We start from the raw sequence: 25,779 nt of genomic DNA on the forward strand, positions 1-25,779 counted from the left end.
CGCCGCTGCGCCATGACCGGGGCGGGGGCGGGCAGGGATCGGGGTGGTGGGTGGCGATGAGACGCCGTGAGTTCATGTCGCTGATCGGCGCGGCGGCTGCGTTTCCGGTGCTGGCGAGGGCGCAGGACCGGCTGCCGTCCGTCGCTGTCCTGACCGGCAATGTCCCGGGCGATACCGGCGCGCAGATGCGGGTCGATGCCTTTCAGCAGGGCCTTGCCGACCGCGGCTGGATCGCCAACCAGAACTACCGGCTCGAGGTGCGCTGGCCGGGCCCGAGCCCGGCACGGCAGCAGGTGGAGGCGCGCGAGCTGATCGCCGGCGCGCCGGACGTGCTGCTGTCGACCAGCACCGGAACGACGCGCGCGCTGCGCGACGCCACGCAGAACATTCCGATCATCTTCGTCGGCCTGTCCGATCCCGTCGGGACAGGCCTCGTCGTCAATCTGGCGCGGCCGACGGACAATCTCACCGGCTTTTCGCTCTATGAGCATTCGATGAGCGGGAAGTGGCTGAGCCTGCTCAAGGACATGGCACCCGGCATGACCAGCGCCGCGCTGCTGTTCAATCCGGACTCCTCTCCTTACGCGCCGTTCTATCTTCAGGCTGCGCATCAAATGGAAAGCCGTCTCGGCCTTCAGGTCACCGGCGCCAGCGTTCGCAGCGGGCCTGAGATCGCAGCCGTGATCAAGGCTGCGGCGCGCAGCGGCGGCGGCCTCGTCGTGCTGCCGGACGGCGGCTTCTTCGGACCGCAGAGCCAGATGGCGATTGCTCTCTTGGCGCAGCGCCGCGTGCCCGCGATCTTCGCCGTCCGCTTCTACGCGGTGAACGGCGGGCTGATGTCCTACGGCGCTGATCTCACCCAGCAGTTTCGCGATGGGGCAGGTTATGTCGACCGCGTCCTGCGCGGCGCGGAGATCCGCACATTGCCGGTGCAGTTCGCCACCAGGTTCGAGCTCGTCATCAACATGAAGACCACCCATGCCCTCGGGCTGACCGTTCCGAACCGGCTGCTGCTGGATGCCGAGCTGATCGAATGACGCGCCGCCGCAACGGCGCACGCGCGCCGTTTCGTTGATCTCGATCAATAAATGTCCATCGCTCGGCCCGATGGTCGCGGTCGGAAGTCTTGGGAGGATTGCAATGGTTCGTTGCGGCAAGATTTCTCGTAGCGGCTACGCGGAAATCTTCTCGGGCCGTTACGAAATTTCGCGCATCAGCATGATCCGGAAAAGTGTGCAGCGGTTTTCCGAAAAGATCATGCTCAAACAACAACCTAAAGTGCGATGATCTCATCGCGCTTTAGAGCCCGTCATCGCGCGCGGGATCAAGACACCAGCCAGCTGAAGAACGCGATGGCGGCCCAGACCAGGCCGCAGATCCAGGCCAGCATGACGATGCCGATGGTCCCGAGATAGGCGATGCCGAGCAGGTCGGAGCGTTGCCGCGGCGCCGGGACGTCAGCTTCGGATGCTGTTTCTTGTGTCATGATGGGAAACACACCCATGCCCTCGTTACGCTTCTGGAAGCGTCGAAGCGCTGTTTAGCGGAGATGCCGGATGGTGGCTGTGACGCAATTCACAGATCAGTCCGAATGATGCCTGGCCTCACGGCTTCGTCATCGGCCTGAGAGTCGGAGCAACCGCGGCGGAGCAGTCTGAGCGACGCCAGCGTCAACCCGCAATGATACGGACGAAATTGCCATCCGCATGTCCAGATCGGTCGGTTAGGGTGGAGCGCATGTGTACCAAGTACGATCCACAGCACGAAGCCGAGGCCGCGATGAAGCAGGCTGCCGCCTCCGAAGGCGACGACCGGCAGCGCCTGATCCAGCTCGCTTTGGCGTGGCACCAGCTCGCCCGCGAGCGGCGCGAAGAAGAGACGGATTGATTCCGTTACGCGGGTCGATCGACGCCGCCGGACTTCGATTCAGACAAGCGCGATTGAGCTGGACGGCGCCGTCCTTGCAGCAGGTATTCCCGCGCGGCTGTGGACGACAGATATTGTCGGCACGCGACGCAGCATCGCCGCAATTCAATGGGACGAAAAACCCAATCATCTCAACGTCGCGATGTGTCCCTCTATCCAATTATGTTGTTTTTGGGTCACGTTTGATTGCTAATCGTTGCTGAGAACCCGAACAGCAATTGCCCGTCCTCCTGCGTTCGACGTATTGCTTGGCGGCACGATATTGACGGCTATTCATTCGTTTTTTCTGGATTTGATTTGGGGGTGGGCAATGAAGTCCTTGGTGACTCGCAAGGCGCTGTGGCTCGGCAGCGCGGCCTTTCTTGCTCTGGGCACGTCTGCACAGGCGCAAAACATCGACACCATGCCGCAATGGAACGGCACCTCGTTCATCTCGAGCTGGGGCGTGCCTAACACGGCGACCTACGGACAGACCTTCACGCCGACGAGTGGCCAGACCCGCCTGTCGGGCTTCAACTTCCAGCTGTCGCTGCCGTTCGGTACCGCGCCGCAGTACCAGGCCTTCGTTTACGCGTTCGATCCGACCACCCAGCACATCACTGGCTCGGCGCTCTTCAGCTCCGGTATCATGACCGCGCCGAGCGGCTCCGCGTATCAGACCGTGTCGATCAACACAGGCGGCGTCTCGCTCACGCCCGGACAGCAATACGTTCTGTTCCTGACCACGTCGACGATCACGGGGCAGCCGAACTCTGCCTACCGGTGGGGTGCGCTGACCAACAACACGGCGATTCCCAACGGCCAGTTCGTGTATCAGAACAACGGCACGAATTTCGGGATGTTGAGCGCCACGTCGTGGAGCTCCATCGGCGAAGATCTGGCGATGCAGGCCTTCCTGTCCGGTGGCAACACCGGTGAGAACCTGGCCCAGGCGCAGTCCGGCGCATTCCAGCTCGGCAGCTCCTACCTCTCGTTGCTGACCGATCCGTTCGCGACCAACAAGGTCTCGACGACGGGCACGCTGAGCTATGCCGGCGAAAAGCCGGTGCCGGCTGCCGTGCGCTCGGCCTTCGGTGCCTATTTGAAGGCACCGCCGCCCGTGGTTGCCTATGCCCCGCACTGGGACGTCTGGGGCGCGGCCTTTGGCGGCGCTAACAACACCAGCGGCAATGTCGCGGCTGGCACGTCCGATCTCTATACCCGCGTCGGCGGCGTCGCCGCTGGCGCTGACTATCGCTTCACCGCGGACTCGCTGATCGGCTTCTCGCTTGCCGGCGGCAACATCAACTGGTCGGTGACGCCGACGGTTGCCGGCGCCGGCAACGGCGGTGGCACCAGCGACACGTTCATGGCCGGTGTCTACGGCAAGTACGGTTTCGGGCCGGGCTACATCGCTGCAGCCGGCACCTACACCAACTACTGGATGGGTACGAGCCGGTCCACCACGCCGGGCATCGACCTCTACAAGGCCGATTTCGAGGCCCAGGGTTGGGGCGGACGTATCGAGGGCGGCTACAAGGTCGGCCAGTACTGGAGCGTGAACTGGACGCCCTATGGCGCCATCCAGGGGCAGTGGTTCCGTACGCCGGGCTATACCGAGGCGACGGCGCTGGGCGCCGCTGCAGGCGCACTCACCGTGGTCGGCCGCACGGCCACCGCCTATCGCGGCGAGGTGGGCCTGCGCACCGACAAGATCATGCCGGTGGACAATGGCGGCCAGCTTAACCTGTTCGGCAAGTTCGCCTACGCCCATGACGAGATCAGCAATCCCTCGGCGACGCTCAGCTTCGCCGCGCTCGGCGGCATCGGCGCTGCGCCGTTCACCGTGTTCGGCACGACGCCGGCGCGCGATCTGGCGCTTACCACGGCCGGCGCCGAATGGCGCACGGCGAGCGGCGTCTCGTTCCTGGTGAAGTTCGACGGCGAATTCAGCGACCGGTCGCAGACCTACGCCGGCACGGGCCGCATTCGTTACACCTGGTAAGCGGGGGCGCTCGCTAGGGGCTGAAGGCGCGAGGCCGAGCATTGCTCGCCTCGCGCTTTTGCTTTGTGGGTTTGCATGAGAAAAACCCCGTGCTCGGGGGACAAGCACGGGGTCCTTCAAAGCCGACCGGGGCAGGCAGGTCGGCACCACTCGATTTCGTTGCAGTCAACGCCGCGGTCGCTGTCTCGTTCCGCGATCCCTTGCCAATAAGCGCATCGCTATTGCGCCGGCTCCGGCGCAAGCGGCCCGCTCGACCCGCATAGGAACATTCGTTCCGCGTCGACGTTGAGCGGCCATGACCGACCTTCAATTGCGTGCACAGTGCTTCGAGATTGCCTGGAGATATCTCGACCAGTCCGGTCTGCTCACCGGCGAGCACAAGGATTCAGCCCGCTTCATCCTGAACAAGATCGACCGCATGATGCTGCGTGGCGAGCGGCGCAGACTGCTGCTGTCGAACGCCGCGATCGATGCCTACCGGTTGCGGCCCGTGCTGGTGAGCGGATCCGCATGAGCGATCGCGGCAATCAGATGTTAAGATCTGCGGAGAGCTGATTTTCGCGATCGCGATTCGTACTGCGCGAACGAAGCGGAGTCGGACCGTGAACAGACAAGAAGCCCCCGAACGGGCTTGACTCTCTTTGCACTCTCAACGACGCAGATGCGTCTTCGTTGCAAGGGCGGCGTATTGGACCTCAGGTCCGCGCCGGACGTTGATTACGATCGAAGTTTGCTAAGTTGTCGTATCAGGGATCGTATCAAGCGTTGCATGGAGACCATCGAGGCCTATCTGGGGCGCAAGCATGAGGAGATCAGGCTCCTGAACGGCTGCCTGAGAAGCCCGCGGCACGTGCCCTGTCCGCGCTCAGTGGACGAGGTCATCGCGGCGAAATTCCAGCTGACCGCCGCACTGCGCGCCGAGCATGAGCTGGCGGACTGGAAGGCGACCGAGACATCCTGGTCGGCGACCGCCCGTCCGACCAGCGGCCCGTTCGCATTCAGCTACGACTACCAGCGCGCGGATCTGAAGGTGAGCGGCCCCTCGTTCTATGACGACGCGCGCGGCTGCACCAGCGAGGCCATCTACACCGCGTCCGGCATGTCCGCGATCGCGGCGCTGCTGCTCGCCTCGGCAAGGCTCGTCACCACGGGCGACATCGTGGTGCTGCCGGGCTCCTACGGCGAGACGCTGGAGCTGATCGAGCGCTTTGTCCCGCATTTGCGGCTTGTCACGGTGAAGCCGCCGCTGGCGGGCGTGCCTGTCGCGGGCGGCGCGCCGCGAATTCTGCTGCTCGATTCCTGCGTCCCCGCCGGCGCCTTCGAAGCGACGCTGCGCTGCGACGGTTCGCCGTTCGATCTTTTGATCTTCGACACGACGTGCTTTGCCGGCCGGTCGGGCCGCATCCGGCGCGTCCTGCGCTGGGCGCGGCGATATCAAATCCCGGTCGTGATGGTGCGAAGCCACACCAAGCTGGATTCGCTCGGCGCGGAATACGGACGGCTGGGCTCTGCGGTGTTCGTCCGCTGGAGCGAGGAGGGCGCGGAGCGTTCGTTGGCCGAACGCCTCGCGGCGGAGATGCGCGATGCCGTGCGGCTTCTCGGCGGCGCGGCGCTGCCGGCGCATTTTCCTCCGTTTGTCGGCAGCCCGGCCTATTGGGGCCTGACGAAGCGACGCGTCGCGGCCATCCTGCGCAACGGTCGTCATGCGGCCCGGCATTTCGCGCGCGAGCTCGCCTCGCTCGCGGCCGAGCTTCACTTCACTCACGGGCTCTATGTCACGCTCCGCTCAAGGTGTCCTCTCGATGAGGCGGGCGCGCGGCAAGCCGCCGAGGCCATGAGCCATAATCTCAGCCGGGCCGGGTTTCCCATCCGTCACGCCGGCAGCTTCGGCTTCGATTTCGCCGCGACCGAGTGGTTTCACAATGCGACCACGGACGAGTACAGCGTGCGGGTGGCGGTGCCTGATCTGCCGACCGAGCCGTGGAACGATCTGGCGGCGGCGATTGCGGGGTGGTGGCGGGCGCATCAGGCCGAGCTTGGCGAGGTATGACCGCCTTGCTTTGCTTTTGGCACTGATCTCAGGGAGCGGTTGGCTGGAGTGGCGGTATGTTCACCCCAGCGGGACCCTTTTCCATTCTGCATACAACAGAAGTGGGATCATCCACCAGAACGCGCCGTGATCGTAAATTAATGGCCCCTCAAATGGCAGTTGAGAAAAGAAGTAGCCAGTGACGGCCCCCATTACGGTGATCGTCGCTTGCATCGTTCCCTCATCGCCGGAGGCTGCCGCAAAGAGCCCTAAAACGATCGATGTGCAAACGAGCTCGATGATGGCGCCGAGCCATCCCTGGAGGGCAAAGCCCGTTACATGGGGACCTTGAGGCGCGGTTCCTACGCCGGAAAATCTGTCATCGAACATCGCCGCATAGACGAGATTGCTTGGCTGGCATGGTGAGCGTTGACGAAGAATTCTCGTTCCCAAGGATCCGCATTTTCCTTCGGATTTCGAGAATATTTCATAGTAGTATGGGAACGGTTGGGCCATGCGGTTGACGATGGCGCCGGCTGACAGGGTTAGCACGTTCGAAAACGATTCCCGGCTGACTTCCGCCGTTTCGGCGCTGGTGCCAAATTGTTCTCGCCATATTTTCGCTTCTGCCAAAGTTCGATTGAGCTGCTCTGAAGTGGGAGACACCGGAGCGCTCTCGATGCGAGTCACGACGACAGGCGTGGAACTCGCGCGCAGAAGCAGAAGAGAGACTGAGAAGTAGCTAACTAGAGCTAAGCTGGTAAAAAGCAGTCCCGGCACTATTTTGCGTTTGGCGAAGAGCATGATCGTTGCAAGATTCGCGGCATAGAACAATACGAGAGGCCATTTCATGTTCAGTAGAATGAGGATGATCGACATCGCGATCAGATTGAATGCGGTCAATATGCTCCAGAAGTAGTCGTTTCGGCTCGTTGCCTCGACCATGCCGTAGATCGACAGAGTGAAGAGCAGGGACTTGATCGTCACTTGAGGCCAAAACCCAAGCGCTTCCATGAGCTGGAAGCGACTATCCAACGCGCTGATGTAGTCTGCCGGGCGTAGCAACAGGCGTGCTGCGTCAGCATTCCACAGGGAAAAGAGGGCATACGCATAAAGCAATCCCAGCAATAAACAGTAGGCCGGCCTGGAGAGGCTCGGCAACGCAGCGACGTACCCTCCCATCTTGGCGGCCAGCCTTCGAACGAAAATGACGATGGGCGGCGCTACTACGAATGGCAAGAACAGCAGCGCCCAATAACCTGGCGAGCCCGCTCTGGAGAAATTGCGGATATCGAAGCCCACAATGGCGGTTTTTCCCATCACTTCACCCACATTGGTGAAATAGAGCAGGTTCCCGACGACGGTGAGAACAAGGTAGCTTCCAAGGAAAACCAGCAGCGCGATGTAAGTCCGCAATGCGCTTACCCAGGGCTCCTTCGGCCTGCCGACATAAGCAGCCCGGATGCCCGCCTTGTCCGGGCGCGCATCTCCTAAGCTGTTCAACATTTAGCGTCTCCTTGGCGGCGCAGTTCTACCACCTCAGCCCATGTTTGATCTGGTGCTGCGCCTCTGGTTCTGAGCGCATCCTTCATCGCCATTGCATCTTGGTCGGAACTCATCGCGCGCCGCAGTGGCGTGCATTTTAGGGTTGAGTTGCGATATTGGCGATCGCAAGAATCATCAGCGCCAGGATAACGACACCAATCAAGCGGTTATCGATTTTCGGCACCGCAGATCCTCCAGCAGTTCCCGTGCAAATGCGCAGGAGGGTTTAGCATCACCTCTCTTGGCGAGGCAATCGCGCGGCATGTGCGATCGGCGCCGTTTCCCGCTGATTCAACCAGGGGCTGCCGCAGGTGCTCGACCAATATGGGTTTCGCGGGCCGCGTTCGATCGCGACATCGCCGACGAGGTGGCGAGCCAGATCGCCTATCAACGGCTTACTGGAGCGATAAGGTCGAGGTGGCGGCGGTCTCGCGCGCGTCCTCCGGCCTGGTCCGCTCGATGTGCATGTCGAAAGGGTCTTGCAATCTCGCTTTAGTTCTGGACTTTTGCGTCGGAAAGCTCAAATGAGGCTTGACGAGGCGGGTGATGCGGTCAATCGGTTCTATCGCTTCGGCGAGGCCGATGTTGCGAATGTCGCCGCGGTGGCGGCGATCGTCGCGGGGCTGGTCGTAGTTGGTGGCATCGCGGGGATAGGCGAAGGGCGCCGGCGCAACCGCAAGCCGGAGATTTGAGGCGCCGCGGAATGGGAATGGAGTCGGTCAGGGGTTTTAGTGCGCCGTTCGTGCGTACCGCGTTGCTCCTTGTCTGTCTGGCGCTCGCGACCGCGCCGCAGGCGTATCGCTCATTTCAGAAAGCCGATGGCCTTCCGCACAGCTGGACCACTGCGAAGGTCTGGCTCGCCAGCGCGGACTGCGCCAGGGCGACGCACAAGTTTCTCGTGCTGTGCCACGGCGAGGATGTCGTGCCGATCGCCGACGGTTTCGGTGGTGACGATCTCGGCCACGCCCTGGCGCTCGAGGTCTATTCCGTCGCGAGCGGGGCTGCGGTCCGGCCGGAGCAGATCTCGCACCTCAACACTGCCTTGAACTACACGGCGCTCATCGCCGTGGCGTTGCTCCTGATGGCCTGCAATCTTCCGGTTGCCTCGCTCTCGGCGCTGACCGTCGGCGCGTTCATGGCCCGCCAGTTTCACGCCCTGACGCCGCATCCGGCCCAGTTCGCGGCGGCGTGCTTCGCGGTCATTCTGCCGATTGCGATCCTTGGCAGGCCGCGATTTCGGGCTGCGTGGATCGCGGCCGGGTTTGTGGGTCTGGCCGTGGCGCTACTGCTCCGTGAGGCGATCGGCATGATGGGCGTGCTGACCGCTTTGATCGTAACGATCTTGCTCGTCATCCGCGAGCGCAAGCTGGCTCCTGTCGTGCTGGCGCTTGCAATTGTCGCCACGGCGGCGACGCCGTATGCGCTTCTGCGCGCGCGAGACGCCGTCTATCAGCTGCCGCCGCCCGAGAAGCTGGAAAGTCACGGGACCTGGGCGAACCTCTATATGGGGCTCGGCGGGGTACCTAACCCGTTCGGGATCGAATGGAGTGACTACAGCGCGATCGACGCCGTCAAGGCCGTTGATCCGGCCGTTCCGTATCTCAGTCCGCGCTTTTACGAGATTCTGCGAGAACGCTATCTCGATCTCGTCCGCCAGCATCCGGCCGAGGTCGCCTCGATCTATTGGGCCAAGCTCGTCCTGATCCTCCACGCCGAAATGTCTGGGCTGCCGTTCGCACCAACGCTGTGGCCCGTGTTGCTGGTCCTCGCGATCTCCGGCGCTCTCGTCAGGTGGTATCGTCGCTCGGACGCTGGGATCGAGAATTTCGACGCCGTGATGGCCGCCAGCGCGTCGATGGCCGCCGGCTTCGTGGCGCAGGGCGTGCTGATCTATTTCCACATGCAATACATGTTTCCGATCCAGATGTTTCTGCTGCTGGGCGCGGCCGTGCTGATCGACGTGTTCCTCGCGGCTGGTATGGGCAGGCTGCGCAAGTAGAGCGCGGGCGGCGGAATGCGCGCGCCGGCGCCCTTCCGGTGTGCGAAAATGCTCCGGGGATTTCTCCGGGGATTTTCTGCCCCGCCTGGCCCCATTTGGGGTCTTTGATCCCCACTCGCGCTAGGCAGGCGGTGATCCGCCTTAGGGCTTGACCGGCTGAATGTCTTTGATTGCCAAGCGGTTTGACTGGCGATCCCGGCAGGACTCGAACCTGCAACCCGCGGAGTAGAAATCCGCTACTCTATCCAGTTGAGCTACGGGACCGTCTTGAGCCACCCCCCGGTTCGGGGGCCGGCCGTTCATCTAGCATGCCAATATGAAAAATCTGGTGTTTCGCCAAGTCTGAACCGAACCGATTTCCTCCGAGCCGCGACAAAGCGGAACGGCGGGGTGTCAGGGTGCCGGGTTGAGCGGCAGCGCAACGGACGATGGTTCACATCGCCGGGAAGCGCTGAGGAGCTTCCGGGACGCGGCCGCCGGTCGACTGGCTAGGTATTGCTGCGCCATCAGGACGGCGTGCGCGGCGATATCGCGGCCGGTCTCCTCTGGGCTTGCCTTGTCATGGCGAATGCGACGATTTGCACCTTCGGTTCCATCGCCTTGAGTCCGTCACCTTTCCGCGCATTTCATTTGCCGCCGCGGCGCTCGTCCGCGCTTTCCGGGAGTCCATCATGATCGGTCTTGTCCGCGCCGTCACACTCTGCGCCACGCTGGCGCTCGGCCTTTCGGCTGCGCAAGCCGCCGACAAGGCGTTCAAGCGCGACGATCTCGCCGATTCCGCCATCAAGCTGGAGGCCCAGATCAAGAGCGAGGCGGGGCCGGTCGCCAAGACCAATGCGACGCTCAAGACGGACGCCGACGCTGCCTTCCGCCGCAATGACTACCGCACCGGACTGTCGGTGCTCGGCCAGATCGCGGCGATCACGCCTGACGATGCCGGCAACTGGCTGCGGCTCGCCAAGGTGATCTTCCAGATCTGGCCCAAGAACTCGAGCGAGCAGACGTTCCTTTTGGAGCGCGCCTCGACCGCCGCTTACATCGCCTACCAGCGCGCCGGTAATCCGGGCGAGGAGGCTGATGCGCTCGCCGTGCTCGGCAAGTCGCTCGCCGAACGCAAGCTCTGGCGGCCGGCGCTGGATGCGCTGCGGCTGTCGCTCGAGGCGCGCGAGGTCGCCGATGTCCGCGGTCAGTATGAGAAGATGCGCGACGAGCACGGCTTTCGGCTGCTCGACTATACCGTGGACTCGGATTCAGCGAGCCCGCGCGCCTGCTTCCAATTCTCGGAGGAACTCGCCAAGCGCACCGATTTCGCGCCGTTCCTGGCGCTCGCAGGCCAGGATAAACCGGCGCTGTCGGCCGAGGGCAAGCAGCTCTGCGTCGACGGCCTCAAGCACGGCGAGCGCTACAACATCAATCTGCGCGCCGGCCTGCCGTCCACGGTCAAGGAAGGCCTGCCGAAATCGGCCGAGTTCAACATCTATGTGCGTGACCGCAAGCCCTTCGCGCGCTTCACCAGCCGCGCTTATGTGCTGCCCAGGACCGGCCAGCGCGGCATTCCCGTGGTCAGCGTCAACACACCCGCGGTCAGCATCAACGTGTTCCGGATCGGCGACCGCAACCTGATCAACACGGTGGTGGACAGCGATTTCCAGAAGACGCTGACCAAATATCAGCTCGGCGATCTTGGCGACGAGCGCGGCGTCAAGGTCTGGTCCGGCGAGCTCGCGACCGCGATGACCTTGAATCAGGACGTCACCACGGCATTCCCGGTCGATCAGGCACTCGGCGAGCTGCAGCCGGGCGTCTATGTGATGACGGCTGCCGCCAAGGGCCCGGGCTCGAATGACGAGTACCAGCTCGCCACGCAATGGTTCATCGTCTCCGATCTCGGCGTGTCCGCTTACTCCGGCAATGACGGCATCCATGTCTTTGTGAACTCGCTGGCCTCGACCGATCCGGTCGGCAAGGCCGAGGTGCGGCTGGTTGCCCGCAACAACGAGATCCTGGCGACCCGCAAGACCGACGATTCCGGTCACGTGCTGTTCGAGGCTGGCCTTGCGCGCGGCGAGGGCGGCCTGTCGCCGGCGTTGCTGACCGTCACGGGCGAGAAGGCGGACTATGCCTTCCTGAGCCTGAAGACCTCCGCCTTCGACCTGTCCGATCGCGGTGTCGCGGGCCGCGCCGTGCCCGCGGGCGCCGACGCCTTCGTCTATGCCGAGCGCGGCGTCTACCGCTCCAGCGAGACCGTGTTCCTGACAGCGCTGCTCCGCGACGGGCAGGGCAATGCCGTGACCGGCGGGCCGCTGACCCTGGTGATCGAGCGCCCCGACGGCGTCGAATTCCGCCGCGCCGTGCTGGCCGACCAGGGTGCCGGCGGCCGCACGTTGTCCGTGCCGCTCAATTCGGCCGTCCCGACCGGGACCTGGCGGGTGCGCGCCTTCACCGATCCGAAGGGCAACTCGGTCGGCGAGACCACCTTCATGGTCGAGGATTATGTCCCAGATCGGATCGAATTCGACTTGTCTGCCAAAGACAAGCTGATCAAAGCTAACGCTCCTGTGGAGCTTAAGGCGGACGGCCATTTCCTCTATGGCGCGCCGGCCTCCGGCCTTGCGCTCGAGGGCGACATGCTGATCGCGCCCGCAAGCGAGCGTCCGGGCTTTGCCGGCTATCAGTTCGGCGTTGCCGACGAGGAGACCACCTCGAACGAGCGCACGCCGCTGGAGAACTTGCCCGAGGCCGATGCCAATGGCGTTGCCACCTTCCCGGTGACGCTGGACAAGCAGCCGGCATCGACGCGGCCGCAGGAGGCGCAGATCTTCGTCCGCATGGTCGAGACCGGCGGCCGCGCCGTCGAGCGCAAGCTGGTGTTGCCGGTCGCGCCCGTTGCGGCGCAGATCGGCATCAAGCCGCTGTTCGGCGACAAGAACGTCGCCGAGGGCGACAAGGCCGAGTTCGACGTCGTCTTCGTCTCGCCCGAGGGCGAGAAGCTTCGCCGCGACGGATTGCGCTACGAGCTCCTGAAGATGGAGTCGCGCTACCAATGGTATCGCCAGAACAATTACTGGGAGTACGAGCCGGTCAAGTCGACCTCGCGCGTCGCCGACGGTGACGTCACTGTTGCCGCCGACAAGCCGGCACGGATCTCGCTCAGCCCGCAGCCGGGCCGCTACCGGCTGGATGTGAAGTCGAACGACGCCGACGGCCCGGTGACCTCGGTGCAGTTCGACGTCGGCTGGTATTCCGACGGCAGCGCCGACACGCCTGACCTGCTGGAGACCTCGATCGACAAGCCGCAATACGCCTCCGGCGACACCATGACGGTATCGGTCAATGTCCGCTCCGCGGGCAAGCTCACCGTCAACGTCCTCGGCGACCGCCTGCTCACGACGCAGACCATCGACGTCAGGGAAGGCACCGCGCAGGTGAAGCTCCCGGTCGGCAAGGACTGGGGCACCGGCGCCTATGTGGTGGCAACGCTCCGCCGTCCACTCGATGCCGCCGCCCAGCGCATGCCGGGCCGCGCAATCGGCCTGAAATGGTTCGGCATCGACAAGCAGACCCGCACCCTCCAGGTGAAGCTGACGCCGCCGGCGCTGATCCGCCCGAACGCGGCGCTGAAGATTCCGGTCAAGCTCGACGGACTCAATCCGGGCGAGGACGCCAAGGTGGTGATCGCCGCGGTCGACGTCGGCATCCTCAACCTCACCAATTACAAGCCGCCTGCGCCGGACGATTACTATCTCGGCCAGCGCCGCCTGAGTGCGGAGATCCGCGATCTCTACGGCCAGCTCATCGACGGCATGTCGGGCACGCGCGGCCAGATCAAATCCGGCGGCGATGCCGGGGCCGAGCTCCAGGGCTCGCCGCCCGCGCAGAAGCCGCTGGCGCTCTATTCGGGCATCGTGACTGTTGGTGCCGACGGCACGGCCGAGGTGAGCTTCGACATTCCCGAGTTCGCCGGCACCGCGCGCGTCATGGCGGTGGCGTGGACCGCGACCAAACTCGGACGCGCCAATACGGACGTCGTGATCCGCGACCCTGTGGTGCTGACCACGACGCTGCCGCGGTTCCTGCTCAATGGCGACCATGGCACGGTCAATCTCGAGATCGACAATGTCGAGGGCCAGGCCGGCGACTACGTCATCAACGTGAAGACGGGCGGCCCGGTGAAGATGACCGGCAATCCTGCCACCACGGTCAAGCTCGCCGCCAAGCAGCGCAACGCGTTCTCGCTCGCGCTCGATGCGACCGCGGCGGGGCAGGCGACGCTCGACGTCGACATCAAGGGACCGAATGGCCTTGCGCTGGCGCGCCACTATGCGTTCGACGTCAAGGCGGCGACGCAGGTGCTGGCGCGGCGCTCGATCCGCACCCTCGCCAAGGGCGAGAGCCTGACGCTGACCTCGGACATGTTCTCCGACCTCGTGCCGGGCACCGGCAGCGTCTCGGTCTCGGCCAGCCTGTCGACCGCGCTCGATGCGGCGACGATCCTCAAAGCGCTCGACCGCTATCCCTATGGCTGCTCGGAGCAGATCACGAGCCGGGCCATGCCGCTGCTTTACGTCAACGAGCTCGCGACCGGTGCGCACCTCGCCATGGACACCGAGGTCGATCAGCGCATCCGCGATGCGATCGAGCGGCTTTTGGCCCGCCAGGGCTCCAACGGCTCATTTGGCCTGTGGTTGGCTGGTGGCGACGATGCCTGGCTCGATGCGTACGTGACGGACTTCCTGACCCGCGCCCGCGAGAAGGGCTTTGCGGTGCCGGACGTGCCGTTCAAGAACGCGCTCGACCGCATCCGCAACTCGGTCGTCAACGGCAACGAGCCGGAGAAGGACGGTGGCCGCGATCTCGCCTACGGGCTCTACGTGCTCGCCCGCAATGGCGCAGCGCCGATCGGCGATCTCCGCTATCTCGCCGACACCAAGCTCTCCAACCTCGCAACGCCCATTGCGAAGTCGCAGCTCGCTGCGGCGCTCGCGCTGGTCGGCGACCGCAACCGCGCGGAGCGGGTTTATGGCGCGGCTCTGGACTCATTGGCACCGAAGCCGGTGCTTGAGTTCGGCCGCACCGACTACGGCTCGCAGCTTCGCGATGCCGCAGCTCTGGTCTCGCTCGCGAGCGAGGGCAATGCGCCGAAGGCGACGCTGACGCAGGCGGTGTCGCGGGTCGAGACCGCGCGCGGGCTCACGCCCTACACCTCCACGCAGGAGAATGCGTGGCTGGTGCTGGCGGCGAGGGCGCTCGCCAAGGAGAACCTGTCGATCGAGGTCGACGGCCAGCCGGTCAAGACTGCGCTGTACCGTAGCTACAAGGCGGACACGCTGAGCGGCAAGCCGCTGAAGATCACCAACACCGGCGACGCACCGGTGCAGGCGGTGGTCTCGGTGTCGGGCTCGCCGGTGACGCCGGAGCCGGCCGCCTCGGCCGGGTTCAAGATCGAGCGGAACTACTTCACGCTCGACGGCAAGCCCGCCGATATCAGCAAGGTCAAGCAGAACGATCGCTTCGCCGTGGTGTTGAAGATCACGGAGGCGAAGCCCGAGTACGGCCACATCATGGTGTCCGACTATCTGCCGGCGGGTCTGGAGATCGACAATCCGAAGCTGCTCTCGTCGGGCGACAGCGGCACGCTGGACTGGATCGAGGACGGCGAGGAGCCTGAAGACACCGAGTTCCGCGACGACCGCTTCACCGCGGCCGTGGACCGCGCCTCGGATTCCAAGGCGGTGTTCACCGTCGCCTATGTCCTGCGCGCCGTCTCGCCCGGCAAATACGTGCTGCCGCAGGCCTATGTCGAGGACATGTACAATCCCTCGCGCTATGGCCGGACGGGCACGGGAACGGTCGAGGTGCGGGCGGCGAAGTGAGTGCTTGGGATGACTGACGCTCCGAACGGGCTACAAACTCCGTCGTCATGCCCGGGCTTGACCCGGGCATCCACGGACTTTGGTGCCGGGGCCAACGTGGATGGCCGGGACAAGCCCGGCCATGACGGAGCAAGGGGCAGGGGCCATCGTGTCCTCTCTGCCCTCGCACTCACTTTCATCCTCGGCATCACCGGCTTCGTCGCATGGGTCTACTCGCTCGGACCGCTTCCGCTCGACGAGGCGCGCCAGGTCTCGACCACCGTCGTCGACCGCAATGGCAAGCTCCTCCGCGCCTACGCCATGTCGGACGGCCGCTGGCGGTTGCCGGTCGATGCGAAGGCCAACGTCGATCCGACCTATCTGAAACTGCTGTTCGCCTATGAGGACCAGCGCTTCTACGCCCATAACGGCCTCGATCCGCTCGCGCTCGGACGCGCCGCGTTGCAACTGGGAACGCGCGGCCACATCGTGTCCGGCGGCTCGACCATCTCGATGCAGCTGGCGCGGCTGATGGAGCCGCGGCGGCAGCGCTCGCTCTATGCCAAGCTGCGCCAGATCGTGCGCGCGATCGAGATCGAGCGCAGCATGAGCAAGGCCGAGATCCTCAACCTCTATCTCGCGCTTGCGCCTTACGGCGGCAATCTCGAAGGCATCCGCGCCGCCTCGATCGCCTATCTCGGCAAGGAGCCGAAGCGGCTCTCGCTCTCTGAAGCTGCGCTGCTGGTCGCCCTGCCGCAATCGCCGGAGACGCGCCGGCTCGACCGCTATCCCGAGGCGGCGCGCAGGGCGCGCGATCGGGTGCTCGATCGCATGGTCGCTGAGCATGTCGTCAGCTCCGACGATGCGGCGCAGGCCAACGCCGCGCCCGTACCAAAACTGCGCAAGCCGATGCCGATCCTGGCGCCGCATGCTTCCGACTCCGCGCTCGCGACCGTCAAGGATACGCCGGTCATCAAGCTGACGCTGGATGCGACCTTGCAGAGGGTGTTGGAGCCGCTGGCGCGCGACCGCGCCATTGCGCTGGGGCCGAACATCTCGGTCGGTATCATCGTGGTCGACAATGAGAGCGGCGACGTGCTCGCGCGCGTCGGCTCGGCGGATTATTTCGACGAGAGCCGGGCAGGGCAGGTCGACATGACCCGCGCCGTCCGCTCGCCCGGCTCGACGCTGAAACCCTTCATCTATGGCCTCGCCTTCGAGGACGGCTTTGTCCATCCCGACAGCCTGATCGACGATCGTCCGGTTCGCTTCGGCTCCTATGCGCCGGAAAATTTCGACATGACGTTCCAGGGCACGGTGCCGGTGAAGAAGGCGCTGCAATTGTCGCTGAACGTTCCGGCGATCGTGCTGCTCGACCGCGTCGGCGCGAGCCGGCTGGCCTCGCGGCTGCGCCAGGCCGGCGGCAATCTCGTCCTGCCCAAGGACGAGGCGCCGGGTCTCGCAATGGGCCTCGGCGGCGTTGGCGTGACGCTCCAGGATCTCGCCCAGCTCTACGCGGGTTTCGCCCGGCTCGGCACCACCAGGCCGCTGCGCGAAGTCGTCGCGGCAAAGGATGACCGCGAGCCGATGCGGCTGTTGGACCAGGCCGCGGCCTGGCAGGTCGGCAACGTGCTGCTCGGCACGCCGCCGCCCGAGAATGCCGCCCACAACCGCATCGCCTTCAAGACCGGCACGTCCTACGGCTATCGCGACGCCTGGTCGGTCGGCTTCGACGGCCGCATGACCATCGGCGTCTGGGTCGGCCGGCCCGACGGCGCTCCGGTTCCCGGCCTGATCGGGCGCGTCGCCGCAGCTCCAATCCTGTTCGACGCTTTCGCCCGCACCGGCAAGACGCTCACACCGCTGCCCAAACCGCCCAAGGGAACTTTGGTCGCCAGCAACGCCAAGCTGCCGCTGCCGCTGAGGCGGTTCCGCCCGATTGGGGAACTCGTTCGCACCGGCGGTGAGCAGGCGCTGCACATCCAGTTTCCACTGAACGGCTCGCGGATCGACGTCGATCGCTCCGGTGGTGCGGAAGCCGCCGCCATGCCTGTCAAGGTCGCCGGCGGTGTCCTGCCCATGACCGTCATGGTTAACGGAACCTCGCGCGGCGAGATCGACGGCCGCCGACAGCGCCTGATCGATCCGCCCGGTCCGGGCTTTGCACGCCTCACCGTGATCGATGCCACGGGCGCCGCGGACACAGTTGTCATTCGAATTCAATGACCCTGGCTTAAGCGGTTGTGGCGATGGCGGTTTCAGCGTAAGCGGAACCAATGGCCGAGACCTACCCAACTCCCCGTTTTGGAGCGCCCCGCGAGCCGAAAACGCCCGTAAATCCGGGCAGCCGGCTGGTGTCGCTGCTCGACGTCGTTACGTCCAGCCATGCTCGCGCGGCCGGCTTCCTGGTGCTGTGCGCGCTGCTGTTGTTCCTGCCTGGCTTCTTCACCATCCCGCCGGTCGATCGCGACGAGGCGCGCTTTGCGCAAGCGACCAAGCAGATGGTCGAGAGCAGCGACTATGTCGACATCCGCTTCCAGGAGGACGTCCGCTACAAGAAGCCGGTCGGCATCTATTGGTTGCAATCGGCGGCGGTTGAAGCTGCCACGGCGCTCAAGCTGCCGAAGGCCGAGTTGCGGATCTGGGTCTACCGCATTCCTTCGCTGCTGGGCGCGATCGGCGCGGTGCTCATGACCTATTGGGCCGCGCTCGGCTTCGTGACGCGGCGCGCTGCGGTGCTGGCTGCGCTGTTGATGTGCGCCTCCGTGCTGCTCGGGGTCGAGGCGCGGCTCGCAAAGACCGACGCGATGCTGCTGTTCTGCGTGACCGCCGCGATGGGCGCGATGTCGCGCGCTATCTGTCCTGGCAGCGCGCCGAGGACGAGACCCGTCCGCCGTGGAGCTGGCCCGCAATCTTCTGGACCGCGCTCGCGGTTGGCATCCTGATCAAGGGTCCGCTGATCCTGATGTTCGCCGGCCTGACCATCGTCGCCCTGGCGATTTTGGACCGCGATGCCTCCTGGCTGTGGAAGCTGCGTCCGGTCTGGGGACTGATGTGGTTGCTGGTGCTGGTGCTGCCCTGGTTCATCGCGATCTTCTGGCGCGCGGGCGATGCCTTCTTTGCGGACTCCGTCGGATCAGGAAGAAGCCCCGGGCCGGGTAATCGTTGGTCCCCTCCCCCCCAACACGCGCCGCTCGTTGATCTGGGAGATCATATAGGCAAGGCCGGATTGAAGCGGCGCAGCGGCCAGCCGGTTGCTGCGTGCAATTCTTCGAGGCTGATCCCGTCCTGGATCGTGTTCGAGGCGGTGCTGACCAAGCTGCCGCATTACGTGCTGCCGCTCTATCCGGCGATCGCGATCCTCACCGTCGGCGCGCTGGAGCGGAACGTGCTGTCGCGCTCGTGGCTCGCGCGCGGCTCGGCCTGGTGGTTCGCGATCCCTGCGGCGGCCTCGATCATCGCGGTGGTCGGCGCGGTCATGCTGACGCGGCAGCCGGCCTTCGTCGCCTGGCCGTTCATCGCGGCCTCGCTGATCTTCGGCCTGTTCGCCTGGTGGCTGTTCGACAGCAACCGCGCCGAACGTTCGGTGCTGAATGCACTGGTCGCCGCCCTGATGCTGGCGGTCGTGGTCTGGGGCATCGTGCTGCCGTCGCTGACGCCGCTGTTCCCGAGCATCGAGGTGGCGCGCGCGCTGCGCAACGTCAGCTGCGTCGGGCCGAAGGCGGCAGCGGCCGGCTATCACGAGCCGAGCCTCGTGTTCCTCACGGGTACGCAGACGCTGCTCACCGACGGTTCTGGCGCGGCGGATTTCCTGCGGCAGGGAAGCTGCCGCTTCGCGCTGATCGAACAGCGCTCGGAGCGCAGCTTCGTGCAGCGCGCCGAGGCGATCGGGCTGCGCTACAAGGTCGGTGCACGCATCGACGGCTATAATTTCTCGCAAGGGCGGCCGATCTCGATCTCGATCTTCCGCTCGGAAGGCACCGAGTAGGATGCCCGGTACGACCGACATCGCGCCGCGTGCGGGCTATCCGGCGCAATTGCTCGCCGTGTCCGGGCGCGCGCTGGCGCAGCTCGTGCGAACACCCTCGCATTCGCGCCGCGCTGCTGCCGCGCGCAAGCTGGCGCGACATTCGCTGTGGCTGAGCGCAGTGGGCGCGGCCTTGATCGTCGTGCTGATGGTCGCGTTCGACCGGACCGAGATCCTGCTGATGCCGGCGCGCGGCACGCCAAGCCTGTGGCCGATCAGCATCCTGACCGATTTCGGCAAGGACGAGTATGTGCTCTCGGTGCTCGGGGCTGCGCTGGTGGTCGTGGCGCTCGTTGCGGCCGGGCTTCACGGCACACGCCGCGCGCTGCTGCTCGGCTTTGGCACGCGGCTCCAGTACCTGTTTCTGTCTGTAGCTCTGTCCGTGTTCGCCGGCGAGATTCTGAAATACATCATCGGCCGGGGGCGCCCGTTCGTCGGTGGCGCGGCCAATCCGTTCAATTTCGTCCCGTTCGAGGGAACGGGGGCTCATGCCAGCCTGCCGTCCGGGCATGCGATCACGGCATTTGCGCTGGCGTTCGCGGTCTCGGCGCTGTTGCCGCGGTTGCGCGTGTTCATGTTCACTTACGCAATCGTGATCCTGCTGACGCGTCTCGTGCTGCTCGCGCACCACCCGAGCGACGTCACGGCGGGCGCCCTGCTGGGCATGGTCGGCGCCATGGCGGTCCGCTACTGGTTCGCGGCCCGCAGGCTCGCCTTTGCCATCCGGGCCGACGGCACCATTGTGCCTCTTCCGGGGGCAGATTCGGGCCGTCTCAAAAGGGTTGCCCGCGGGGCATCCGCCCCATAAAAGCGGCTGCTTCCTGGGACCGCCGGTTCCTTGAGGGCAGGCCCATTCCAACCACGAGCCTCCTTTGTCGACGTCCCAGCCTTCGGTTTCCATCGTCGTTCCCGTGCGCAACGAAGCCGACAACATCGCGCCGCTGATCGCCGAGATCGGTGCGGCGCTCGATGGCCGCTGGGCCTACGAGATCATCTACGTCAACGACGGCTCGACGGACGCCACCGGCGAGCGCCTGATGGCGATGATGAAGCAGCGGGACAATCTGCGGCAGCTCCGCCACGCCAGGTCGGGCTGCCAGTCGGCGGCGGTGCGCAGCGGCGTGCGCGCGGCGCGCGGGCAGATCGTGGCGACGCTCGACGGCGACGGCCAGAACAACCCGGCGTTCCTGCCGGACCTGATCGCCGCGGTCGAGAAGGACAGCAAGGTCGGGCTCGCCGCGGGACAACGCGTCGGCCGCAAGGACACCGGTTTCAAGAAACTCCAGTCGCGCGTCGCCAATGGCGTCCGCAATTCGATCCTCAAGGACGGCACGCGCGATACCGGCTGCGGCCTGAAGGCGTTCCGGCGCGATATCTTCCTGATGATGCCCTATTTCGACGGGCTGCATCGCTTCCTGCCGGCGCTGGTCCGCCGCGAGGGCTTTGATATTGCCTATGTCGACGTGATCGACCGGCCGCGCCATTCCGGCGTGTCAAACTATGGTTTCTTCGACCGGCTGTGGATCGGCATCATGGATCTCGCCGGCGTGTGGTGGCTGATCCGCCGCAAGAAGCCGACACCAGATGTGACTGAGGTGAACGCATGATCATTCAATACGGTCAGGCGCTGAGCAATTATCTCTACGACGTCTTCGTCGCCAAGTTCGACTTCTGGCTGGCGTTCGGCCTCGTCGCGCAGCTGTTCTTCACCGCGCGCTTCCTGGTGCAGTGGATCGCGAGCGAGCGCGCCGGCAACAGCGTGGTGCCGATGGCATTCTGGTTCTGCTCCATGGGCGGCGGCTTGATGACGCTGGTCTATGGCGTCGTGAAGCGGGAGCCGGTGATCATCCTCGGGCAGGCGCTGGCGACCATCATCTATGTCCGCAACATCATGCTGATCATCAAGAACCGCGGTCGCGCGTCCAAGACGCTGGACCGCTGATCCCGGTGTCTGGTCCAAGGTCCTAGCGCGGCAACGCCGAAGCCGCGCCTGAGGCGGGCAGGGCGGCCGTCTCGGTCCCGGTCCGGCGATAGGGCTCGCCGGCCGCCTCCAGCACTGGATAGGCGACCGAGCAGATATGTGAATGGATGCGGCGCAGATCGCGCAGAACGTCCAGATGCAGCGAGGTGGTCTCGATGGTCTCGGGGCGGCCTTCGCGCAGGCGGTCGAGATGGCGCTCGACGGCGGCGAGCTCGGTGTTCCTGAGCGTGGTCTTCTCCACCAGCAGCTTGCGCGCCTCGTTGGCGTCGCCCGACATGAACACGCCGAAGGCGATCCGCAGCGAGTCCATCGTGCGCTTGTGGAAGGCGGCGAGCTCCTCGGCGCCCTCGGCCGAGAATTGCAGGCGCCGCTTGATCTTCTTGGTGGCAAGCTCGCTCAAATTCTTGTCGATGATGTCGCCGATATGCTCGAGGTTGATGGCGAAGGAGATGATCTCCATCGCGCGCCGCCCCTCGCTCTCGTCGAGGCTGCCCCGCGTCAGTTTCGTCACGTAGAGCTTGATCGCCTCGTCGAGGCCGTCGACGGCATTGTCGGTCTTTGTCACCTGGTCGACCAGCGCCCGGTCGCCCGTCATCATCGCCGTCATCACCTTGCGCAGCATGACCTCGACAAGGTCGCCCATGCGCAGGGTTTCGCGGGCGGCGTCGGCGAGCGCCAGTGACGGCGTCTCCAGCGCGCTCTCGTCCAGATAGCGCGGGCGGGCCGGGTCGGCCTCCTGGATGCGATCGGGCAAGAGCCGGGTCAGGGCGCGCGACATGGTGTCGAGCAGCTCGATGAAGATGACGGCCGTACCCGCGTTGAAGGCGATATGGAACGCTGCCGTCATTTTGGCGAGATCGGGCTGCCAGGCATGCATGTAGCCGGCGATCACGTTCAGGAACGGCAGGACGAGCGCGATTCCGACGATGCGATTGACGAGATTGCCAACCGGCAGGCGGTAGCTCGCGGGATCGTCGCGCCTTGCCCCTTCGAACACGGGATTGATGGCACTGCCGAGATTGGCCCCGAGCACCAGCGCGAGCGCCGCGTCAGGCGTGATGAACTGCGAATAGGCGAGCGACATGATCAAGAGCACGCTGGCGACGCTCGAATGCACCGCCCAGGTGATGAGTGCGGCGATGACGATGCAGAGGACGGGATCGCCCGTGATGGCCGACATCATGATGCGCATGCCGGGCGCGTTCTCCGCCGGCGCCAGCGTATCGAGCAGGATATGCAGCGACAGCAGCATCAAGCCGAGGCCGATGCAGACGCGGCCGATGTCCTTGATCCGCGAGCGCGGGCCCGACCGGAAGGCGACGAGCCCCAGCACGAACAACACCGGTGCGACCGCCGCGATATTGAACGAGAGCACCTGCACGATCAGCGTCGTGCCGACATTGGCCCCGAGCATGATGGCGAGTGCGGCCGCGAGGCTGACGAGGCCTTCGGCGGCGAATGAACTGGTGATCAGCGCAGTCGCCGTGCTGCTCTGGAGCAGCGCGGTGAGGCCGAGGCCGGCCGCAAACGCCTTGAAGCGGTTGCCAAGCGCCTTGCCGAGCAGCCGCCGCAGGTCCGGGCCGAACGCACGCAAAATCCCGCTGTGGACCATGTGCAGGCCCCACAGCAGCAGCGCAACGCCGCCCATCAGATCGAGCAGAACCAACGTTCCCATTCTCCGTGTCCGGATTGAGAGTCGATTGGTGAGGCTAGCGCCAAATGCTTGAGGTTCAAACCATTTGTTGGCGCATCGGCGTTAACGCCTGCGTGGGTTGCTCGTTCCCGTCGCGGCGCGCCTTGGCGCGTCCGCGGCGCGCTGCCTTTTGCTCAGACTCACATTGCCGCTTTGAGGGCAGCAAAGCCGCGATCGAGATCGGCCTTGAGGTCGTCGGTGCTTTCGAGCCCGATATGCAGACGGAGAGTCGGGCCGCCCGGCGCCCACTTGGTCGCGGTGCGATAGTCGTTGCAGTCGAACGGAATCGCGAGGCTCTCGAAGCCGCCCCACGAAAAACCCATGCCGAACAGCTTGAGCGTGTTGAGCATGGTGTCGACGGCCTTCTGCGGCGCCGGCTTCAAGACGATGCTGAACAGGCCCGAGGCGCCGGTGAAGTCGCGCTTCCAGATCGCGTGACCGGGATCGGTCTCCAGCCCCGGATGTAGCACGCGCGCGACTTCAGGCCGATCAGCGAGCCAGCGCGCCATCTCGAGGCCTGAACGATGATGCTGCGCCAGTCGCACCGACAGCGTGCGCAGGCCGCGCAGCGCGAGGAAGACGTCATCGGGACCAGCGCAAACGCCGAGCAGGCGGATTCCTTCCGCTACTATCGGCCAGGCCTTGGCATTGGCCGAGATGGTGCCGAACATGATGTCGGAATGACCGCCGATATATTTGGTGGCCGCCTGCATGCTGATGTCGACGCCCTGTTCGAGCGAGCGGTGATAGAGCGGCGTCGCCCAGGTGTTGTCGTCGATGACAAGCGCGCCCTTGGCATGCGCGACCTCGGCAATGGCGCGGATGTCCGGCATCTCGAACGATTGCGAACCAGGCGCCTCGACCAGCACCGCGCGCGTGTTCGGCTTGAACAGCTTTTCGATGCCGGCGCCGATCAGCGGATCGAAATAGGTGGTCTCGATACCATAGCGGGTGAGCATGCCGTTGCAGAAATTGCGCGAGGGTCGATAGACGTTGTCGCAGACCAGGATGTGGTCGCCGGCCTTCAGCACCGAGAGCAGGGTGGTGGAGATTGCCGACAGTCCTGACGGCACGATGCCGACGCCGGCACATTGCGGCCCCTCCAGCGCCATCAGCGTCTCCTGGAACGCCTTGGTGGTGGGGGAGCCGTGGCGGCCATAGGTGAACTCGCCGCGATGGGCGTGCAGGTCCTCGGCGGTCGGATACAGCACGGTCGAGCCGTGGAACACCGGCGGATTGACGAAGCCCTTCTGCGCCTTGGTGTCGCGGCCGGAGGTCACCAGGCGGGTCTCGGCCTGCTGCCGAAGGGGATGCGAGGAATCCATGCGTCTGCTTTCAAAAAAGCGTTTCCGCTGGCGCGCGTCGCGCCCGCAGGCTGGCCGAAAGGCCGCTGTCGTTAATAACAGAACACAGAAGAGTCCCGTCAACCCCTTGACCCGGCCCGCCAGCCGCTCTCCTATGCGCAGGTGCTATTCAGTCGCCGCATGTTGAGGGGCAGCCGCGACCTTCGATCCATCGTCTGACCGGACCTTGCGCCACAGCCACAAAGGCGGGCGCCTGCGGCGGGGATTAGGTTATGGCCTCTCGGGATCGGCGGGTGTTCGGCAAGGTTTTCCAGCATGACTCTTGCAAGGCTAGTGCTGCGACGCCTAGTCCTGGCAGAGACGATCCTGAGACAACGTTCATTGAGACGACCTTGAAAGGCCTTTAGCCCATGAAACGCGTAACCCTGGCTCTCACTCTCGCTCTCGCCGCCGGCCTGACTGCCCAGACTGCCGGTGCGCAAACGCTCAAGACCGTCAAGGATCGGGGCGCGCTGTCCTGCGGCGTCAGCCAGGGCCTGCCGGGCTTCTCCTCGCCCGACGACAAGGGCAACTGGACCGGGCTCGACGTCGACCTCTGCCGCGCCGTCGCCGCCGCCATCTTCAACGATCCGACCAAGGTCAAGTACGTGCCGCTGTCCGCCAAGGATCGCTTCACGGCACTGCAATCCGGCGAGATCGACGTGCTCTCGCGCAACACCACCTGGACCATCTCGCGCGACACCTCGCTCGGCGCCAACTTCACCGGCGTGACCTATTATGACGGGCAGGGCTTCATGGTGAAGAAGTCGCTCAAAGTGAATTCCGCGTTGGAACTGAACAGCGCCTCGGTCTGCGTGCAGACCGGCACCACCACCGAACAGAATTTGGCCGACTACTTCAAGGCCAACAACATGAAGTACGAGGTGATCGCGTTCGGCACCAATGACGAGACGGTCAAGGCCTATGAGGCCGGCCGCTGCGACGTCTTCACCACCGACCAGTCGGGCCTCTACGCCAACCGCCTCAAGCTCGCCAATCCCAACGACCACATGGTGCTCCCCGAGATCATCTCGAAGGAGCCGCTCGGCCCGATGGTGCGCCACGGCGACGACCAGTGGTTTGACATCGTGAAGTGGACGCTGTTCGCGATGGTCACCGCCGAAGAGCTCGGCATCACCTCGAAGAACGTCGACGAGAAGGCCAAGATGGAAAATCCGGAGCTGAAGCGCGTGCTCGGCACCGACGGCAATTTCGGCGAACAGCTCGGCCTCACCAAGGACTGGGTGGTCCGGATCGTGAAGGCGGTCGGCAATTACGGCGAGGTGTTCGACCGCAATGTCGGCTCGGGCTCGCCGCTCGCCATCAATCGCGGTCTCAACAATCTCTGGAACAAGGGGGGTCTCCAGTACGCGCCGCCGATCCGCTGATCCCGCCTGATC

At 64.9% G+C, this 25,779-nt stretch carries 18 protein-coding genes, 1 tRNA gene and 2 pseudogenes; 16 read left to right on the top strand and 5 right to left on the bottom strand.

Going from position 1 to position 25,779, the window contains the following annotated elements; translation table 11 throughout:
- Positions 1-56: 56 nt before the first annotated feature.
- Together FOM02_RS26755 and FOM02_RS26760 are read left to right on the top strand one after the other, a co-directional pair.
- The gene (locus FOM02_RS26755) at positions 57-1,037 is read left to right on the top strand and encodes an ABC transporter substrate-binding protein (protein WP_265440129.1); all 981 of its coding nucleotides are present in this window, start codon (positions 57-59) and stop codon (positions 1,035-1,037) included.
- A 103-nt stretch (positions 1,038-1,140) separates the two neighbouring features.
- On the top strand, positions 1,141-1,287 hold the full coding sequence (locus FOM02_RS26760; protein ID WP_265440130.1) for a hypothetical protein: 147 nt from the start codon (positions 1,141-1,143) through the stop codon (positions 1,285-1,287).
- 37 nt (positions 1,288-1,324) lie between these two features.
- Here FOM02_RS26760 and FOM02_RS26765 read toward each other — a convergent pair whose 3' ends face one another.
- Positions 1,325-1,486 carry a hypothetical protein gene (locus tag FOM02_RS26765; protein WP_027557986.1) on the bottom strand — a complete coding sequence of 54 codons (162 nt, stop codon included), beginning with the start codon at positions 1,484-1,486 and terminating at the stop codon, positions 1,325-1,327.
- A gap of 251 nt (positions 1,487-1,737) precedes the next feature.
- Between FOM02_RS26765 and FOM02_RS26770 the strand changes: the two genes are divergently transcribed.
- From FOM02_RS26770 to FOM02_RS26785, 4 genes are all read left to right on the top strand, one after another.
- Complete coding sequence (locus tag FOM02_RS26770; protein ID WP_167336505.1) at positions 1,738-1,887, top strand: hypothetical protein; 150 nt, start codon at positions 1,738-1,740, stop codon at positions 1,885-1,887.
- Between the two features lie 349 nt (positions 1,888-2,236).
- Entirely contained in the window at positions 2,237-3,910 is a 1,674-nt protein-coding gene (locus FOM02_RS26775; RefSeq protein ID WP_027557987.1) for an autotransporter outer membrane beta-barrel domain-containing protein, read from the top strand.
- Between the two features lie 295 nt (positions 3,911-4,205).
- Complete coding sequence (locus tag FOM02_RS26780; protein WP_027557988.1) at positions 4,206-4,424, top strand: hypothetical protein; 219 nt, start codon at positions 4,206-4,208, stop codon at positions 4,422-4,424.
- A gap of 255 nt (positions 4,425-4,679) precedes the next feature.
- The gene (locus tag FOM02_RS26785) at positions 4,680-5,960 is read left to right on the top strand and encodes a hypothetical protein (RefSeq protein WP_028146294.1); all 1,281 of its coding nucleotides are present in this window, start codon (positions 4,680-4,682) and stop codon (positions 5,958-5,960) included.
- A 60-nt stretch (positions 5,961-6,020) separates the two neighbouring features.
- Here the strand turns inward: FOM02_RS26785 and FOM02_RS26790 are convergent, their stop codons facing one another.
- Complete coding sequence (locus FOM02_RS26790) at positions 6,021-7,445, bottom strand: hypothetical protein (RefSeq protein WP_027557990.1); 1,425 nt, start codon at positions 7,443-7,445, stop codon at positions 6,021-6,023.
- A gap of 563 nt (positions 7,446-8,008) precedes the next feature.
- Here FOM02_RS26790 and FOM02_RS26795 point away from each other — a divergent pair.
- Both FOM02_RS26795 and FOM02_RS26800 read left to right on the top strand, forming a co-directional pair.
- The gene (locus FOM02_RS26795) at positions 8,009-8,176 is read left to right on the top strand and encodes a hypothetical protein (RefSeq protein ID WP_156950861.1); all 168 of its coding nucleotides are present in this window, start codon (positions 8,009-8,011) and stop codon (positions 8,174-8,176) included.
- Positions 8,177-8,193: 17 nt separating this feature from the next.
- Positions 8,194-9,483 (top strand): hypothetical protein, encoded by a 1,290-nt coding sequence (locus FOM02_RS26800; protein ID WP_027557991.1) that lies wholly within the window; start codon positions 8,194-8,196, stop codon positions 9,481-9,483.
- Between the two features lie 187 nt (positions 9,484-9,670).
- Here FOM02_RS26800 and FOM02_RS26805 read toward each other — a convergent pair.
- A tRNA-Arg gene (locus FOM02_RS26805) sits at positions 9,671-9,747 on the bottom strand.
- Between the two features lie 407 nt (positions 9,748-10,154).
- Between FOM02_RS26805 and FOM02_RS26810 the strand changes: the two genes are divergently transcribed.
- The 7 genes and pseudogenes from FOM02_RS26810 to FOM02_RS26835 all read left to right on the top strand — a co-directional run bounded on the left by FOM02_RS26810 (position 10,155) and on the right by FOM02_RS26835 (position 21,304).
- On the top strand, positions 10,155-15,356 hold the full coding sequence (locus FOM02_RS26810; RefSeq protein ID WP_265440131.1) for an alpha-2-macroglobulin family protein: 5,202 nt from the start codon (positions 10,155-10,157) through the stop codon (positions 15,354-15,356).
- A 96-nt stretch (positions 15,357-15,452) separates the two neighbouring features.
- Positions 15,453-17,561: a penicillin-binding protein 1C gene (gene pbpC / locus FOM02_RS26815; RefSeq protein WP_027557993.1), complete on the top strand. Its 2,109-nt coding sequence runs from the start codon at positions 15,453-15,455 to the stop codon at positions 17,559-17,561.
- Positions 17,562-17,611: 50 nt separating this feature from the next.
- Positions 17,612-18,475: pseudogene (locus FOM02_RS47190) on the top strand (ArnT family glycosyltransferase); the annotation flags it as partial.
- Positions 18,476-18,612: 137 nt separating this feature from the next.
- A pseudogene (locus FOM02_RS47195) lies at positions 18,613-19,323 on the top strand (glycosyl transferase); the annotation flags it as partial.
- A 1-nt stretch (position 19,324) separates the two neighbouring features.
- Complete coding sequence (locus FOM02_RS26825; RefSeq protein WP_027557995.1) at positions 19,325-20,170, top strand: phosphatase PAP2 family protein; 846 nt, start codon at positions 19,325-19,327, stop codon at positions 20,168-20,170.
- A 64-nt stretch (positions 20,171-20,234) separates the two neighbouring features.
- Positions 20,235-20,969, top strand: a complete 735-nt coding sequence (locus FOM02_RS26830) for a glycosyltransferase family 2 protein (RefSeq protein ID WP_265440133.1) — start codon at positions 20,235-20,237, stop codon at positions 20,967-20,969.
- Entirely contained in the window at positions 20,966-21,304 is a 339-nt protein-coding gene (locus tag FOM02_RS26835) for a lipid-A-disaccharide synthase N-terminal domain-containing protein (protein ID WP_027557997.1), read from the top strand. Before FOM02_RS26830 ends, FOM02_RS26835 begins: the two co-directional genes overlap by 4 nt.
- A gap of 22 nt (positions 21,305-21,326) precedes the next feature.
- Here FOM02_RS26835 and FOM02_RS26840 read toward each other — a convergent pair whose 3' ends face one another.
- The gene (locus tag FOM02_RS26840) at positions 21,327-23,018 is read right to left on the bottom strand and encodes a Na/Pi cotransporter family protein (RefSeq protein WP_027557998.1); all 1,692 of its coding nucleotides are present in this window, start codon (positions 23,016-23,018) and stop codon (positions 21,327-21,329) included.
- 158 nt (positions 23,019-23,176) lie between these two features.
- Positions 23,177-24,361 carry a cystathionine beta-lyase gene (gene metC, locus FOM02_RS26845; protein ID WP_027557999.1) on the bottom strand — a complete coding sequence of 395 codons (1,185 nt, stop codon included), beginning with the start codon at positions 24,359-24,361 and terminating at the stop codon, positions 23,177-23,179.
- Between the two features lie 389 nt (positions 24,362-24,750).
- Between metC and FOM02_RS26850 the strand changes: the two genes are divergently transcribed.
- Positions 24,751-25,767, top strand: a complete 1,017-nt coding sequence (locus FOM02_RS26850) for an amino acid ABC transporter substrate-binding protein (RefSeq protein ID WP_027558000.1) — start codon at positions 24,751-24,753, stop codon at positions 25,765-25,767.
- The last annotated feature ends 12 nt before the right edge of the window (positions 25,768-25,779 follow it).

It is taken from the genome of Bradyrhizobium sp. SEMIA, from assembly GCF_014844175.1.
Classification (GTDB): Bacteria; Pseudomonadota; Alphaproteobacteria; order Rhizobiales; family Xanthobacteraceae; genus Bradyrhizobium; species Bradyrhizobium arachidis.

Bases quoted from the DNA above. Each gene is read 5' to 3' on its own strand.
- FOM02_RS26755 (WP_265440129.1), top strand. From the start codon at position 57: ATGAGACGCCGTGAGTTCATGTCGCTGATCGGCGCGGCGGCTGCGTTT.
- FOM02_RS26760 (WP_265440130.1), top strand. From the start codon at position 1,141: ATGGTTCGTTGCGGCAAGATTTCTCGTAGCGGCTACGCGGAAATCTTC.
- FOM02_RS26765 (WP_027557986.1), bottom strand. From the start codon at position 1,486: ATGACACAAGAAACAGCATCCGAAGCTGACGTCCCGGCGCCGCGGCAA.
- FOM02_RS26770 (WP_167336505.1), top strand. From the start codon at position 1,738: ATGTGTACCAAGTACGATCCACAGCACGAAGCCGAGGCCGCGATGAAG.
- FOM02_RS26775 (WP_027557987.1), top strand. From the start codon at position 2,237: ATGAAGTCCTTGGTGACTCGCAAGGCGCTGTGGCTCGGCAGCGCGGCC.
- FOM02_RS26780 (WP_027557988.1), top strand. From the start codon at position 4,206: ATGACCGACCTTCAATTGCGTGCACAGTGCTTCGAGATTGCCTGGAGA.
- FOM02_RS26785 (WP_028146294.1), top strand. From the start codon at position 4,680: ATGGAGACCATCGAGGCCTATCTGGGGCGCAAGCATGAGGAGATCAGG.
- FOM02_RS26790 (WP_027557990.1), bottom strand. From the start codon at position 7,445: ATGTTGAACAGCTTAGGAGATGCGCGCCCGGACAAGGCGGGCATCCGG.
- FOM02_RS26795 (WP_156950861.1), top strand. From the start codon at position 8,009: ATGAGGCTTGACGAGGCGGGTGATGCGGTCAATCGGTTCTATCGCTTC.
- FOM02_RS26800 (WP_027557991.1), top strand. From the start codon at position 8,194: ATGGAGTCGGTCAGGGGTTTTAGTGCGCCGTTCGTGCGTACCGCGTTG.
- FOM02_RS26810 (WP_265440131.1), top strand. From the start codon at position 10,155: ATGATCGGTCTTGTCCGCGCCGTCACACTCTGCGCCACGCTGGCGCTC.
- FOM02_RS26825 (WP_027557995.1), top strand. From the start codon at position 19,325: ATGCCCGGTACGACCGACATCGCGCCGCGTGCGGGCTATCCGGCGCAA.
- FOM02_RS26835 (WP_027557997.1), top strand. From the start codon at position 20,966: ATGATCATTCAATACGGTCAGGCGCTGAGCAATTATCTCTACGACGTC.
- FOM02_RS26840 (WP_027557998.1), bottom strand. From the start codon at position 23,018: ATGGGAACGTTGGTTCTGCTCGATCTGATGGGCGGCGTTGCGCTGCTG.
- metC (WP_027557999.1), bottom strand. From the start codon at position 24,361: ATGGATTCCTCGCATCCCCTTCGGCAGCAGGCCGAGACCCGCCTGGTG.
- FOM02_RS26850 (WP_027558000.1), top strand. From the start codon at position 24,751: ATGAAACGCGTAACCCTGGCTCTCACTCTCGCTCTCGCCGCCGGCCTG.